This window comes from Sphingomonas sp. (assembly GCF_019635515.1).
Lineage (GTDB): Bacteria > Pseudomonadota > Alphaproteobacteria > Sphingomonadales > Sphingomonadaceae > Sphingomonas.
On the sequence record NZ_JAHBZI010000001.1, the window covers coordinates 1942194 to 1955670 of the forward strand.

General features: G+C 65.3%; 16 protein-coding genes. 7 read left to right on the plus strand and 9 right to left on the minus strand.

From position 1 onward, the window contains the following. Nucleotide 1: 1 nt before the first annotated feature. Complete coding sequence (locus KF730_RS09800; protein WP_294094379.1) at nt 2–460, minus strand: DUF1465 family protein; 459 nt, start codon at nt 458–460, stop codon at nt 2–4. A 121-nt stretch (nt 461–581) separates the two neighbouring features. Then, nucleotides 582–779 (minus strand): DUF465 domain-containing protein, encoded by a 198-nt coding sequence (locus KF730_RS09805; RefSeq protein WP_294094380.1) that lies wholly within the window; start codon nt 777–779, stop codon nt 582–584. A 144-nt stretch (nt 780–923) separates the two neighbouring features. Here KF730_RS09805 and KF730_RS09810 point away from each other — a divergent pair, with 144 nt between their 5' ends. After that, nucleotides 924–1076 (plus strand): YdcH family protein, encoded by a 153-nt coding sequence (locus KF730_RS09810; RefSeq protein ID WP_294095858.1) that lies wholly within the window; start codon nt 924–926, stop codon nt 1074–1076. A gap of 89 nt (nt 1077–1165) precedes the next feature. Here KF730_RS09810 and KF730_RS09815 read toward each other — a convergent pair whose 3' ends face one another. From KF730_RS09815 to KF730_RS09830, 4 genes are all read right to left on the minus strand, one after another. Next, nucleotides 1166–1540 (minus strand): PilZ domain-containing protein, encoded by a 375-nt coding sequence (locus KF730_RS09815; RefSeq protein ID WP_294094382.1) that lies wholly within the window; start codon nt 1538–1540, stop codon nt 1166–1168. Nucleotides 1541–1657: 117 nt separating this feature from the next. Then, nucleotides 1658–2023 (minus strand): RNA polymerase-binding protein DksA, encoded by a 366-nt coding sequence (gene dksA, locus KF730_RS09820; RefSeq protein WP_294095861.1) that lies wholly within the window; start codon nt 2021–2023, stop codon nt 1658–1660. Nucleotides 2024–2830: 807 nt separating this feature from the next. After that, the gene (locus KF730_RS09825; protein ID WP_294094384.1) at nt 2831–3493 is read right to left on the minus strand and encodes a hypothetical protein; all 663 of its coding nucleotides are present in this window, start codon (nt 3491–3493) and stop codon (nt 2831–2833) included. A 336-nt stretch (nt 3494–3829) separates the two neighbouring features. After that, nucleotides 3830–4282, minus strand: coding sequence for a host attachment family protein (locus tag KF730_RS09830; protein ID WP_294094386.1), 453 nt, complete (start codon nt 4280–4282; stop codon nt 3830–3832). 88 nt (nt 4283–4370) lie between these two features. On the opposite strand from KF730_RS09830, the gene serS reads away from it, so the two are divergent. From serS to rimO, 5 genes are all read left to right on the plus strand, one after another. Further along, nucleotides 4371–5648, plus strand: coding sequence for a serine--tRNA ligase (gene serS, locus KF730_RS09835; protein ID WP_294094388.1), 1278 nt, complete (start codon nt 4371–4373; stop codon nt 5646–5648). A gap of 46 nt (nt 5649–5694) precedes the next feature. Further along, the gene (locus KF730_RS09840) at nt 5695–6762 is read left to right on the plus strand and encodes a peptidoglycan DD-metalloendopeptidase family protein (protein WP_294094390.1); all 1068 of its coding nucleotides are present in this window, start codon (nt 5695–5697) and stop codon (nt 6760–6762) included. After that, on the plus strand, nt 6762–7772 hold the full coding sequence (locus KF730_RS09845; RefSeq protein ID WP_294094393.1) for a potassium channel family protein: 1011 nt from the start codon (nt 6762–6764) through the stop codon (nt 7770–7772). The genes KF730_RS09840 and KF730_RS09845 overlap by 1 nt, the downstream gene beginning before the upstream one ends. A 143-nt stretch (nt 7773–7915) precedes the next feature. Further along, on the plus strand, nt 7916–8266 hold the full coding sequence (locus KF730_RS09850; protein WP_294094396.1) for a DMT family protein: 351 nt from the start codon (nt 7916–7918) through the stop codon (nt 8264–8266). 41 nt (nt 8267–8307) lie between these two features. Next, nucleotides 8308–9636 carry a 30S ribosomal protein S12 methylthiotransferase RimO gene (rimO, locus tag KF730_RS09855; protein WP_294094399.1) on the plus strand — a complete coding sequence of 443 codons (1329 nt, stop codon included), beginning with the start codon at nt 8308–8310 and terminating at the stop codon, nt 9634–9636. Here rimO and KF730_RS09860 read toward each other — a convergent pair. Together KF730_RS09860 and KF730_RS09865 are read right to left on the minus strand one after the other, a co-directional pair. Then, nucleotides 9633–10727 (minus strand): hypothetical protein, encoded by a 1095-nt coding sequence (locus KF730_RS09860; protein ID WP_294094401.1) that lies wholly within the window; start codon nt 10725–10727, stop codon nt 9633–9635. The genes rimO and KF730_RS09860 overlap by 4 nt on opposite strands. Further along, nucleotides 10724–11152, minus strand: coding sequence for a hypothetical protein (locus KF730_RS09865; RefSeq protein ID WP_294094403.1), 429 nt, complete (start codon nt 11150–11152; stop codon nt 10724–10726). The genes KF730_RS09860 and KF730_RS09865 overlap by 4 nt, the downstream gene beginning before the upstream one ends. Before the next feature lie 73 nt (nt 11153–11225). Between KF730_RS09865 and KF730_RS09870 the strand changes: the two genes are divergently transcribed. Beyond that, nucleotides 11226–12638, plus strand: a complete 1413-nt coding sequence (locus tag KF730_RS09870) for a serine hydrolase domain-containing protein (protein ID WP_294094405.1) — start codon at nt 11226–11228, stop codon at nt 12636–12638. A gap of 7 nt (nt 12639–12645) precedes the next feature. Here the strand turns inward: KF730_RS09870 and KF730_RS09875 are convergent, their stop codons facing one another. Then, nucleotides 12646–13428: a hypothetical protein gene (locus KF730_RS09875; RefSeq protein ID WP_294094408.1), complete on the minus strand. Its 783-nt coding sequence runs from the start codon at nt 13426–13428 to the stop codon at nt 12646–12648. Nucleotides 13429–13477 lie beyond the last annotated feature (49 nt).

A 13477-nucleotide genomic window follows, 5' to 3' on the forward strand; every position in this document is an offset into this window, starting at 1 on the left:
CTCAGAACGCCGCGGCGAGCCGGTCCATCATGCTCCGCGCCGGGCTGACCGCGATCACCGGCAGATCGAGCGACTGGTCGAGCCGCGCGACGCGGCGATACAGCTCGATACTGGTCAGGATGATCGCGACCGCGTGCGGCGGCATCGCCTGCAGCAGCGTCTCGTCGGTCTCGGGCGCATCGCCCAGCCGGCGCGACGGCGACAAGGCGTCCCCCGGCGCCAGTTCGCCGGCATCGACCGCGCGCTGCGTCAGCAACCAGGCAATGACGTGCATCAGCCGCGTCGTCACCTTCAGCGATTCGCATGAAAACGCGACGCGGTTGAGCGCTTCGAGCGCGTCGCGTTCCTCGCGACCGATCTGATCGAAATAGCCGCGGGCCTCGTCCGCCAGCAGCATCGCCTCCACATAGAGTGAGTCGATCAGCTTGCGGTGGATCCGCGATGTTCCCTGCTGCCCCATGCGTCGAAAGCTGCCACAGCGTTTATGGTAACGAAATGCTTAATCTCGTTAGGCTTTCGTCCCGTTGCGGGAAGCCATGGGGTCAATCGCGGTTCTGGACCCGTCCGTCCGACCGACAGGATCAGGCGATGATATCGGGGATCAGCTGGTCTTCGAGCAGCTGGATTTCATCGCGCATCATCAGCTTGCGCTTCTTGAGCCGGGCGAGCTGGAGCTGATCCGACGAGCCGGCCTCGCGCAACGCCTCGATCGCCGTGTCGAGATCGCGATGCTCGGTCTTGAGCGTCGTCAGCCGCTTGCGGATCTCAGCTTCGTCCATTCCCTCCCCGTGCACGCCCGCGCCGCAACGCGCAACGCCCTATCCCGTCTTTTCCGCACCCTGTCGATTGCGCGCGGAAAGGGCGAGACAAGCGGTGCGAACGGTGATTTACTGGGCTCTCCGGCCACGATGAAGGAGACTGCCATGCAGAACACGCATCTATCGGCGCTATCGGCGAAACATAATGTGCTGGATCGGCGAATCGCTGCCGAAGCACAGAGGCCGCTGCCCGATCAGATTATCCTGGCGGATCTGAAGAAGCAGAAGCTTCGTATCAAGGAGGAGATGGCCCGCTAGCGCGGCCAGTCCCGGGGGTGTGGCGGGAGGCCGCACCCCGCACGGGCTCTCAAGCCCGCATCAAAAAAAGAAATCAGCGCCGCAACGGATCAGCGGAGCGGCAGAATCGGCTTAACATAGTGTGGCGTATGTCCGCCCTTGCCGACCGGCTTGCGGGCCAGCATCGGATCGATGTCGTTGTCGAACGCCACGCCGACTCGCCCGTCGGTCGCCCAGGCGATCTTGCCCGAGACCCAGCCGACACCGCGCACTTCGACCTGAACGATCGTGCCGCGCGCGATCGGCGCGGAATACTCGGCCATCATCCCGCCCGAGGACAGGTTGCGCACGCGGACATGCTCGTCCGCCTTGCCCGCGATTCGGAAATTCGCGCTCAGCATCAGGCTGTCGCGGGCGCCGGCGCGCTGGCCGGTGAAATCCTCGGCCGAAAGGGCCATCAGGGGATCATGGGAAAACTGTTCCATCGCTGCTCGGCTCGAACGTAAATTGCGGTTACGCGCGAATAGAGCAGGATTCCCTCACGAAACGGTTAATTTCGAAACGCTGGATACGTGATTTACACAGCGCGCGGCCGCGAAAACCTATTCCTCGCGGCTGACCTTTTCGTTCCGCTCATGGCGCTCCTGCGCCTCGACGGTCATCGTCGCGATCGGACGAGCCTCGAGCCGGCCGAGCGAGATCGGCTCGCCGGTGACTTCGCAATAGCCATATTCGCCCTCGTCGATGCGGCGCAGCGCGGCGTCGATCTTGGCGATCAGCTTGCGCTGACGGTCGCGAGTGCGCAGCTCGATCGACCAGTCGGTCTCGCTCGATGCGCGGTCAGTCAGATCGGCTTCGCGCAGCGAGTCGGCCTGGAGCTGGTTGAGCGTGCCGGCGGCCTCGCGATAGATCGCGTCCTTCCAGGCCAGCAGCTTCTCGCGGAAATAGTCTAGCTGGCGGGGCCCCATAAAGGGTTCATCGCCGCTCGGGCGGTAACCGCCGCCGTCGTTCGCAGCCGGCGGCAGGGGTTCGCCCGGTTCGCCATAGCCTTCGAAAACTGTAGCCATCCCCATACTCTCCACACCAGTCGCCCGGTGACCAAGCCGCCGGTGACTGCCCTTTGCCCGGCTGCCCTATACTTTCGCACGGAGCCGTTAACAAGCGCGCTATTGTAGCGATGTTGCGCGTATACCCCTTTAAATTGGGGGAAATTACCCGCGCCTGAACCGCGGAGGAATCCGGCGGAAATTAACCAGCGCCGTTTACAAGTTGTTAAGAAATAAAACGGCGCGATGTGCCGTACTAGAACATTAACCATCGCCCATCCGACCTGCCATCGATAAAAAAGCCAGGAAGACGGTAAACAACCGTTAGCGAGCTTGCACTTAATAGTTTGTTTTGCACTTTTGAGGCATTGACGGCGTGGAAAGCTGCTGACGATCCCGTGGGGAGCGGCCACACCAGCAACGGAAGAGTGGGACAACAATGTCGGTTCGCATGGCTCTTGCCAAACTCTGCGCCTGCGCTTGCGGGGGTGCCGTCATCGGCGGAAGTGGCGTCTACGTCACCGAGCGGGCGGCCAAGCCGCGCGTCGTTCAGCAGCAGACGGTCGCCAAGAAGCGGGTCGTTCGCCGTGTCGTGCGCCGCACCGCACCCGCGCAGCGCGTGGTTCGCCGCACCGTCACCACCACGACCAGCCAGGGCGCGGCCCAGGTGATCATGACGCCGCAGGGCGCACCGATCCCCCTGCCCCCGCCCCTGTACGGCCAGGGCAATCAATATCCGGTCGTCTCGTCGAGCGCGAGCGGCTCCAGCAGTTCGTCGGGCGTGATCGGCGGATCGGGCGGCGGCGGCTTCATCGGCGGCTTCTTCGCGGGCGGCTTCTTCGGCGGCGGCGGCAGTGGCAGCGGGAGTGGTTCCGGCAGCGGCTCGGGCAGCACCGGCGGCAACATCAATATCGAGATCTCCTCGACCAGCAGCACCGGCGGCAGTTCGAGCAGCACCAGCGGCGGATCGACATCCACCTCGAGCAGCACCAGTGGCGGGTCGACATCCACCTCGAGCGGCGTCTCGACCAGCACGGGCGGTGTCTCCACGAGCACCGGCGGTATCTCGACTTCAACCAGCACGGGCGGCGTTTCCACGAGCACCGGCGGCGTCTCGACCAGCAGCGGCTCGGTCTCATCGAGCGGCAACAACTCGAACGATAACAACAATTCCAACACGTCGAGCGGAAACAACTCCAACTCGAACACTTCGAGCGGGAACAACTCGAACACCTCGAGCGGCAACAATTCCAACACCTCGAGCGGAAACAATTCCAACACCTCGAGCGGGAACAACTCCAACACCTCGAGCGGCAACAATTCCAACACCTCGAGCGGGAACAACTCCAACACTTCGAGCGGGAACAATTCCAACACCTCGAGCGGAAACAACAACAACGCTTCGTCGAGCTACGGTTCGAGCAGCAAGGGTTCGTCGAGCCATGGTTCGAGCGGCTGGAGCAATTCCAGCGGCTGGAGCTCGAACGGCCACGGGTCGAGCAGCCATGGCGGTTCCAGTTGCGGCTACAAATGTGGCGGCAGCAGCGGCACCTCGTCGGGCGGCCCCGCGCCGGTCCCGGCTCCGCCGATGATCCTGCTGTTCGGCGGCGCGGCCGCGGCGCTGGTCGCCCGCAAGCGTCTCGCCAAAAAGGCCCCGGCAGACACCGCCGAGGCCTGAGTCTCTCTAGAGACAAACGAAAAGGCCGCCCCGAAACGGGCGGCCTTTTGCTATTCGGCCCTGGCCAGCGCTTCCTCGATCTGCGGCACGGTGTGCCCGGTCAGATCCTTGTCGAGTTCCAGCGTGATCCGGCTCTCGACTTCCTTGTGATAATGTTTGCGCAATTCGCCCAGCGTCTTGGGCGGCGCGATGATGATCAGCGATTCGAAATCATTGTTCAGCGCCCGCTTTCTGAGCAGTTCGGCGGTGTCGGCGGCGAAGCGGTCTTCCTCCAGTTGGTGGAAATCGACTTCCTCCATATTGCCGCCACCCCAGGCGCCACCGCCTCGCATGCTGCTGGCGCTGCCTGCCAGATCGGTCGCCTGATCATGATGCGCCGGATTCTGATCGACCAGCTTCTTCTCGACCTGCAGGTTCGGATAGGTGGCATCGCCTTCGTTGCGGAGGAACAGCATCTTGCGCCCGTCGGCGACCACCACGAACGCGTTGTGCGGTACCTGCATCGGAAATCTCCTCGTTTCGGTTGTCCATGGTCAACGCGAGGAAAGCGGCAGGGTTGCGCGGCTCACCCTGCCCAGCCATACGCCCGCCATGCACGATATCCGCTTCATCCGGGAGAATCCCGCGGCCTTCGACACCGCTCTGGCCAAGCGTGGCCTGTCGCCGCTGTCGTCCGGGTTGCTCGCGCTCGATGAAAAGCGCCGCGCGTTGCAAACCGAGGCGCAGGCCGCCCAGGCGCGCCGCAATGAGGCCTCGAAGGAAATCGGCGCAGCCAAGGCGCGCCGCGACGATCCCACCGATCTGATGGCCGAAGTCGCCGCGCTCAAGGAGCGGATGCCGGCGCTCGAAGCCGAGGAAAAGGAAGTCGGCGCGAAGCTGCACGAACGCCTCGCCGCCATCCCCAATCTGCCGCTCGCCGATGTGCCGCAGGGCGCCGACGAGGAAGACAATGCCCTGATCCACGAACGCGGTACGCCGCCCAGCTTCGCCTTCGAAGCCAGGGAGCATGACGCGATCGGTCCGGCGCTCGGCCTCGATTTCGAGACCGGCGCCACCCTCGCCGGTTCGCGCTTCACCTTCGTGCGGGGTTCGGCCGCCCGCCTCCACCGCGCGCTCGGCCAGTTCATGCTCGACACGTTGACCCGCGATCACGGCTATGAGGAAACCGTCGTGCCGCTGATGGTCCGCGACGAGATCATGTTCGGCACCGGCCAGTTGCCCAAATTCGCCGAGGACAGCTTCAGGACCACCGATGGCCGCTGGCTGATCCCGACTTCCGAAGTCAGCCTGACCAACACCGTCCGCGAACAGATCCTCGCCGAAAAGGCGCTGCCGCTGCGTTTCACCGCGCTCAGCCCCTGCTTCCGCTCCGAAGCCGGCTCGGCGGGCCGCGACACGCGCGGCTATATCCGCCAGCACCAGTTCGAAAAGGTCGAGATGGTCTCGATCACCACGCCCGAGGCGTCCGAAGCCGAGCATGAGCGGATGACCGCCTGTGCCGAGGATATCCTGACCAGGCTCGGCCTCGCCTTCCGCCGCATGAAGCTGTGTACCGGCGACATGGGTTTCTCGGCCGCGCGCACCTATGATCTCGAAGTATGGCTGCCCGGTCAGGCGCGCTACCGCGAGATCAGCTCCTGCTCGACCTGCACCGATTTCCAGGCCCGCCGCATGAATGCGCGCTACCGGCCCGAAGGCGAGAAGCAGACGCGCTTCGTCCACACCCTCAACGGCTCCGGCCTCGCGGTCGGCCGCACCGTCGTCGCGGTTATCGAGAATTATCAGCAGGAAGACGGCTCGGTCGCGGTGCCCGAAGCGCTCAAACCCTATCTCGGCGGTCTCAACCGATTTGAGTCGGTCTCCCGCTGACGTCGCGCGAAATCCGCTATATGATCGCCGGATGGACGGGGCAGCCTTGAAACGGATCGCGGCGGCGGCGCTGGGTGCGCTCGCGCTCGCCGGCTGCATTCCCCAGCCCGATGGCGGCTACCGCGAGCCGCGCTACGACGCGCCTCCGCCGCGGCCCGAGCCGTTCCAGGAGCGGTACGAGCGCCCGGGTCTCGATCAGAACGTTCCCGCTCTCCCCGCGCCGCGTCCGGCCTGGGAAATGCGCCCGGTCACGCCCGACGCCCGCACCATCGGAGCCAGCACCTATATCGTCCGCTCGGGCGACTCGCTGCGTTCGATCTCGGTGAAGACCGGCGCCGGATCGGAGGCGATCGCCCGCGCCAACAATCTCGCCCAGCCCTACACGATCTTCCCGGGGCAAAAGCTCGCCATCCCCGCCGGCCGCTATCACGCCGTCCGCGACGGCGAGACCGGCATCGCCATCGCCCGCGCTTATGGCGTCGATTGGTCGCGGATCATCGCCCAGAATTATCTCGAAGAGCCCTATGTGCTGCGCACCGGCCAGCGGCTGCTGATCCCCAATGCCGGCCCCGAGACGATCGAGGAGCGCGCCGCCCGCTTCCATATCGATATCGACGATATCCTGACCGGCGGCACCCCCGCCGCGCGCGAGGGCACCAGACCCGCCCAGCCCACCGCGTCCTCGGCGCGCGTGCTTCCGGCGACCCAACCCGTCGCCGTGCCTGAGCGGCTGGCGGGCACATTCCGCTGGCCGGTCACCGGCACCATCGTCAAGCGCTTCGGCCCCGGCGCCTCGGGCGAGCGCAACGACGGGATCAAGATCGCCGTGCCGCTCAATACGCCGGTGCTGGCGGCGGCGGACGGCGTCGTCGCCTATGTCGGTAGCGACATTCCGGCACTTGGCGGCCTCGTCATCCTCAGCCATGGCAGCGGCTTCACCACCGTCTATGGCCATGCCGGCCAATTGCTCGTCCAGCGCGGCCAATCGGTGAAGCGCGGCCAGACCATCGCGCTCTCGGGCAATTCGGGCTTCGCCGATCGCCCCGAACTGCATTTCGAGATGCGTCAGGGCCGCAGCGCGATCGATCCGGTGCCCAGGCTGCCTGCCAGATAATGGCGATCCTCCCCCCGGCGACCCTCAAGCGCAAATCGAGCCTGCCCGTCTGGGCCGAGATCGGCTGGCGCGTCGGCGTGGTGCTGGCGCTCCTCGCCATCGCCGTGCTGTTCCACTGGATCGAGCGCGACGGGCTGAGGGACACCGCCGACGGCCACGTCTCGTTTCTCGATATCCTCTATTTCACCTCGATCTCGGTGACGACCACCGGCTATGGCGATATCGTGCCGGTGAGCACCACGGCGCGGATGTTCGACGCGTTCATCGTCACCCCGATCCGTATCTTCGTGGTGCTGCTGTTCCTCGGCACCGCCTATAATTTCGTCCTCAAGCGAACCTGGGATAAATGGCGCATGGCTGCGATCCAGAAGAACCTGTCCGGTCACATCGTCGTCGCCGGCTATGGCAATACCGGCGCCGAGACCATCGACGAGCTGATCGCGCGCGGCACGCCCGCGGGGCAGCTTGTCGTGATCGACACGGACGAGGAGCGCCTGGCCCGCGCCAAGGCCTGCGGCTGCATCGTGCTCCAGGCCGATGCCACCCGCGACCAGGTCCTCACGGACGTAAAGATCAAGCACGCGGCCTCGCTGATCGTCACCGCCGGGCGTGACGACACGTCGATCCTGATCACCCTCACCGCGCGCCATTTGGCACCCGGCCTGCCGATCAGCGTCACCGTCCGCAACGAGGATAACGAAGTCCCCGCCCGCGCCGCCGGCGCCACCACCGTCGTCAACCCGGTCAGCTTCTCGGGGCTGCTCCTCGCCAGCTCGTGCAAGGGCCCGCATCTCTCCGACTATCTGATGGATCTCGCCTCGTATCACGGCCAGGTCGAGCTGACGGAACGCGGCGTTACGCCCGGCGAGATCGGCAAGCCGCTCTCCGCGATCAAGACCGGCCTGGGCGTCCGCATTTACCGCAACGGCAAGCCCCATGGCCACAAGGAACCCGAAGCCGCAAGGCTGGAGGCCGGAGACCTGATCGTCGAGATTGTCACTGCAAATTGATCCTCCCCGGCACGGGGAGGGGGACCATGCGCAGCATGGTGGAGGGGGCGTGCCGCAAGCGCCGCGCTTCGTGGAGAGCCCCCTCCGTCAGCGCTGCGCGCTGCCACCTCCCCGTGCCGGGGAGGATCGTTTAGGATCACTGCATGATCGAACGCCTCACCCCCATCGCCCTCCTCATCGCGTCGAACGTCTTCATGACCTTCGCCTGGTACGGCCATCTCAAATACAAGTCGGCGCCACTGCTGCTGGTAATCTTCGCCAGCTGGGGCATCGCGCTCTTCGAATATTTCCTCGCCGTCCCCGCCAATCGCTGGGGCAGCAATGTCTATTCGGCGGCGCAATTGAAGGCGATCCAGGAGGTCGTGACCCTCACCGTCTTCGCCGGCTTCTCGATCCTCTATCTGGGCCAGAAGATAACGCTCAACCACCTTATCGGCTTCGCGCTGATCGCGGCGGGCGCGTGGTTCGTATTCAAGGCGCCGATATCTACCTGAGCTAGCTTTTTGCGCCAAAAAGCCTATGTGCGCCCGCAATCATGGCAACCAAACTCCCCGAGGCCCCGCGCGTGGGCATGGTTTCGCTCGGCTGTCCGAAGAACCTCGTCGACAGCGAACGGATCCTGACCAAGCTGCGCAGCGACGGCTATGCTATCTCGCCCGACTATGCCGGGGCGGACGTCGTGCTGGTCAATACCTGCGGCTTTCTCGACAGCGCCAAGGAGGAGTCGCTGGAGGCGATCGGTGAGGCCATCGCCGAGAATGGCCGCGTCATCGTCACCGGCTGCTTCGGCAAGGAAGCCGATGTCATCCGCGCCAAATTCCCCAACGTCCTCGCCGTCACCGGCGCGCACCAATATGAGGAAGTCGTCGGCGCGGTCCACGAAGCGGCGCCGATGCCGGCCAATGCCTTCCTCAATCTCGTGCCGGAGAGCGGCCTCAAGCTGACGCCCCGGCACTACAGCTATCTGAAAATCTCCGAGGGCTGCAACCATCGCTGCGCCTTCTGCATCATCCCCTCGATCCGCGGCGACCTCGTGTCACGCCGCCCCGACGCGATCCTGCGCGAAGCCGAAAAGCTGGTCGAGAACGGCACCGGGGAATTGCTGGTCATCAGCCAGGACACCTCTGCCTATGGCGTCGACATCCGCAAGCAACCGCGGATGTGGAAGGGCCAGGAGGTCGTTCCCCACATGACCGATCTCGCCCGCGAACTCGGCAAGATCGCGCCATGGGTTCGGCTGCACTATGTCTACCCCTACCCACACGTCGATCAGGTCATTCCGCTGATGGCCGAGGGGCTTGTCCTCCCCTATCTCGACATCCCCTTCCAGCACGCCAGCCCTGCGGTCCTGCGCCGCATGAAGCGTCCGGCCAACGAAGCCAAGGTGCTCGAGCGCCTCAAGGCGTGGCGCGAAATCTGCCCGGATATCGCCATCCGCAGCTCGTTCGTCGTCGGCTTCCCCGGCGAGACCGAGGAGGATTTCCGGTATCTGCTCGACTGGCTCGACGAAGCCCAGCTCGATCGTGTCGGCGCCTTCCGCTTCGAGCCGGTCGAAGGCGCGCAGGCCAACAGCTTCGAGGGCCATGTCCCCGAGGAAGTGAAGGAAGAGCGCTACGCCCGGGTGATGGAGAAAACCGCCGCGATCTCGGCCGCCAAGCTCCAGTCCAGGATCGGCCGCACCCTCGAAGTGATCATCGACGCGGTCGACGGCGAAGGCGCGACGGGCCGCTCACAGGCGGACGCGCCCGAGATCGACGGCGAAGTCCATCTCCGCGACGCCGGCCACCTCAAACAGGGCGACATCCTGAACGTCGAGATCGAGGACGCCGACGAGCACGATCTGTTCGGGGTGCCGCTGGCCTAGTCTCCCGGCTCCCGCGGCACCGATGCCAGCGCGCCCTCCAGCGCCGCCATCGCATCGGACCACGGCCCGCCGTCATCCTCGAACACGCGCACGCCCATATGGTAGATCGCCTCGACCACCGCGCGAACCGAACGCGCGAGCGCCTCGAATTCGGGCGCCTTCTCCTCGCCGGTCTGGTGGTCGATCTCGCGGATGCGGATCCAGCAGCCTTCCTGGACCGCGCCCGGCACCCCCGGCTCCGGGCCTTCCGCCATGCGCAGCGTCACCGTCTGGAATTCGATCCGCGTCAGGCCCGGCTCGGCATGGCACATCACCTCGGCGCTCTGCTTGCCGGTCAACAGCAGCAGCGCCGCGCGGATCAGATCACCCTTGGCATCGGTCAGATAGCCGCCGCCGAAATAGCCACGCTCCTCGCCCACCGTGATCGTGCCGTTATACCAGCCATAGCCGTCGATCTCGTAATCGAAACGCACGTCCGCGCCATTGCCGAGCCCGGATTCCCACGCCTTGAATTGCGAAGGCGCCAGTTCCTTCTCAAGCAGGGCGGCGCGCGGCGTCATGTCGAACTTCCCGAGCTTCGGTGTCCAGCGCGGGGTCCATGCCGCCTCGATCCGCGCCACCGCCGCCTCGAACGCCGGCACCGCCTCGCGCACCGAATCGTCCCACAGGCTGAACCGCACCGTCTGGCTGTTCGGCCCATGGGTGAAGTGCGCTTCGCCGCGCAGCCAGCCGGGTTCGTCGCGGCGGAGGGTCAGCCGCATCGATCCGCCGGTCGATTGCATGGTCACTTCATCGGCGCGCCCTTCGGCGAAGTCGCGCAGGTGCGGCAGGAAGGCGGCGAAATCGGGCCGCTTGATCATCGGCGCATGGTGATCGACGAACACGCCCCAGCCCTTGCCGACACGTACCGCGATATCGAGCCACGGCCAGGACTGGTTGCGACCCACGCCCACCCATAATTCGAGCGAACCGAGCTTGATGTCCGCGCCCAGCCGCCGCCGACGCGAATAGGCGGTTTCCGGAAAGCGCGGCTGCCCCTCAGTATCGGCCGCCGCCCGTCTGTCCTTGCCCCACCAACCCATCCTGCTCACACCCCCACGATCGTCCCCGCCGCGACGGGATCGCCTTCGACCGGCACCCATGGCCGCCGCCGCACTTCGCCGGTTTGCCATGCGTCATCGAAAGCGGCCATCCACAGCGAATATTCGTCGGTCTCATATTCGTGCACCGAAACCCACAGCCGATCGTCCGCCGCGAGCCGCATCTCGACCAGCGACCAATCGGCGAGCGGCGGCCCATCGCGCCAGCCGAGCGCCGCCCGCCGCGCCTCGCACACCACATGCACCGCTGCCGCGAACAAAGTTTCGACCCGCGCATGCGCCGCTTCCAGCCGCGCCACCGCCTCGGGGGGCGGGGCATCGTCCCAGCCATCGCCGCCGGTCACCGCGAGGTCGTAGAAATCCCCCGGTAACGCGCCGCGGCCAACCCAGCTTCCTTTCTGCCACCGCCAATCCATGCTCACCCATCCCGGTTGCGGACGTGTCTTATGCGACTAAGATAGCCACATCTCTTATCTGTCGAGGGTTTTGATGATCGCTATCCGCCACGCGCTCGCCTGCGCCGCCATCTGCTTCGTCCCCGTCGCTGCCTGGGCCCAGGCGCTCACGCCCGAACAGACCGAAAAGGTCGACACCATCGTCGCCGACGCCCTCAAGACCTCGAAGGTCCCCTCGGCATCGATCGCGATCGTGCGCGAAGGCAAGATCGTCTACGCCAAGGCATATGGCGATCAGGGCCCGGACATGAAGGCCACCTCCGCCGATGCGAAGTACCAGATCGCCTCGATCTCCAAGCAGATCACCGCCGCCGGCATCCTGCTGCTCGAGGATGAGGGCAAGCTGAGCCTCGACGACAAGGTCTCGAAATGGGTGCCCGACGTCACCGATGCCGACAAGATCACCATCCGCCAGTTGCTCAGCCACACCTCGGGCCTCCAGGATTACTGGCCGCAGGATTATGATTTCGCGGCGATGGAGAAGGCCGTCACACCGCAGGGCATCGTCGATCGCTGGGCCAGAAAGCCGCTTGATTACGCGCCGGGCACCGCATGGCAATATTCGAACACCGGCTATGTCGTCGCCGGCATGATCATCGAAAAGGCCTCGGGCGAGCCGCTGCTCAAATATCTCGAGCGCAAGATCTTCAAGCCGCTCAAGATGCAGGTCGTCGATAATGACAAGGCGGTCGGCAAGGGCTTCCCGCAGGGCAATCACCGCTTCGCGCTCGGCCCCGTCCGCAAGGCCAAGCCCGCCGCCGATGGCTGGCTGTGGGCGATGGGCGAGCTGGCGATGTCGGCCAGCGACCTCGCCAAATGGGACATCGCCCGCATCGAGCGCAAGGTGCTGACCCCCGAGGATTGGGAAACGCAGGAGACTATCGTCAACCTCGCCGACGGCAGCTCGACGCGCTACGGCCTCGGCGTCTCGATCGGCGAGCGCGGCGGCGCCAAGGTCGTGACGCATGGCGGCGAAGCGGTCGGCTTCCTCTCGACCAACTATGTCATCCCGTCGAAGGGCTATGCGGTGGTGTCGCTGGTCAATGCCGATTTCGGCGGCGCCCATGATGCCATTGCCGACGGCATCACCGATCTGCTGATGCCCGAACCCAAAAAGGTGGTGGCGCCGACCCTCGACCAGATCCGCGACGATCTCGCCAGGAAGGTCTTCGCCCAGCTCCAGACCGGCCGTCTCGACCGCACCCTGCTGACCGAGGACGCCAATTACTATTTCACCGAAACCGCGACCGACGATTACCACGCCAGCCTGTCGCCGCTGGGCGAGCCGGAAAGCTTCTCGATGATCGGCCGGCCCCGGCTGCGCGGCGGTTTCGTCAACCGCAACTATCTGATCGCGTTCAAGGGCCAGAAGCTGATCGCCATCACCTATTCGGAGCCCGGCGCCGAAGGGAAGTTCGAGCAGTTCATCCTCCAGCCGCGCGACTGAGCGACTGCTACGTCGCTCCCGCGGTTTCCGGCTCGGCCGCCGCGGGAGGCACGGCATAGACACCCATCGCTCGCCGGATCAGGAAGACGATCGCCACCACCGGCACCGCGAAGCTGAAGATCCACGGCTCCAGCGGGCGCTGGAGCGCGGCGGCGCCAAACAGCAGCAAGCTGATCGGCATCACGCCGAACGCGCCCGTCGTCCAGTTGAGCGAAAAGGTCACGAACGAGATCAGCGAAGCCGGCGCCCATAGCCATTTGCGCCGGAGGCCCCGCGTCCTGAGGATCAACACGAACGCGGTCAGCGAGGTCGCCACGCAAGCCACCATCGCCGCCAGCCAGGCGAAATGGATCGCGCCCTTGTCCTTCAGCGTGAAGGCGTTGAACTGGCTTGGCTGGCTCGTCGCCGGCGCGGTATGCAGTCCGATCAGTTGAGGCTTGCCCGCGCCGGTGGACAACACCACCCGCACCATCGCCCAGCGCCCATCGGCGCCGATCTCATAGTCCAGCGCCTTGGCGGTAACGCCGTTCATCCACTGCACGTTGACATTCTGGAGCGAAGGCTCGCCGTTCGGCACCGGCGCCCGCATCTGCGCCATTGATGCGGGCGTGAGTTGCGGCCGCAACTCAGGCGCCGCCGCCGCCTTCAGCGTCGCGAGGTCATCAGCGCGTACCGCCCGCACCATCTGCGTGCTGAAAGCCTGTTCCTCCGGCGTCGCCAGCTTGTCGAACATCGATTGATTTGAACATGCCGACAGCAGCACTGCCAGCCCGATCAGCCATGCCCGCATCCTATGTCCCCCAAATCATCCTGTGCTGGCATGTTGGGCGCTCGACCGG